This window comes from Megasphaera sp. AF13-6AC, assembly GCF_027685385.1.
GTDB classification, from domain to species: Bacteria; Bacillota; Negativicutes; order Veillonellales; family Megasphaeraceae; genus Megasphaera; species Megasphaera micronuciformis.
On sequence record NZ_JAQCUN010000268.1, the window covers coordinates 1 to 921 of the forward strand.

At 47.8% G+C, this 921-nt stretch carries 1 protein-coding gene; it reads left to right on the top strand.

Annotated elements, in window-relative coordinates; genetic code table 11:
- On the top strand, nucleotides 1-921 hold a 921-nt coding region (locus tag PGX78_RS08760; RefSeq protein WP_270446577.1), incomplete at both ends, for an RNB domain-containing ribonuclease.

Consider the following 921-nt stretch of genomic DNA (forward strand, 5'->3'; position numbering starts at 1 on the left):
ATATTGCCGACGTAAGTCGCTACGTAAAACCCGGGTCGGTCATTGATGAAGAGGCCTATAAGCGAGGGACCAGCGTCTACCTTGTAGACCGTGTTATCCCCATGTTACCGGAAGTTTTGAGTAACGGCATTTGCAGTTTAAACGCCGGAGAAGACCGGTACAGCATGGCCTGCGTTATGGAAATCGATGAAACGGGTCTTGTCGTATCTCGGCATATCGGACCTGCAGTCATTCGTGTCAAACGACGTTGTAATTACAAGGAAATACGGAAGGCTTTGGAAGACGGGATTATTCCCGATGATTTGCAGCCCTTCATGCCTATGATTGAAGACTTGCGTGACCTGTCCAAGATTTTAAAAGATATGCGTCTGCGTCGAGGTGCCGTGGATTTCGAGTTTCCGGAATTTAAGATTATTCTCGATGAAGAAGGCACTCCTTTACGGATGGAAGAGCGGCAACGTTCCGTAGCTGAACGGATTGTAGAAGAAGCCATGCTCATTGCCAATGAAACCGTTTCCACCTACTTGGAAGGGACGGGAAACCCGACGGTTTTCAGAATTCATGAAATACCGGACAAAGAACGGATTGAAATGATGAAAACCGTGTTGTCCGTATTTAATCTGCCCGTTCCTTCAGCAGAGAATCCGACGCCTGAAGAATTCCAGCTTCTTTTGGAAAAGGCGGCGGGAACGGAGGCGGAACAAGTTGTTCAGACCGTAGCCTTACGCGCTATGCAACAGGCTCGTTATGCAACTGTAAATGCCGGCCATTTCGGTTTGGCTTCTGAAAGCTATACGCACTTTACATCGCCCATTCGACGTTATCCCGATTTATTGGTTCATCGATTGTTGCGTAAATATGCGGCGTACCCTGTTGTAAAGGCTGAAGAAAAAGCGGCGGATGCATTGTTTTTGGCCAATG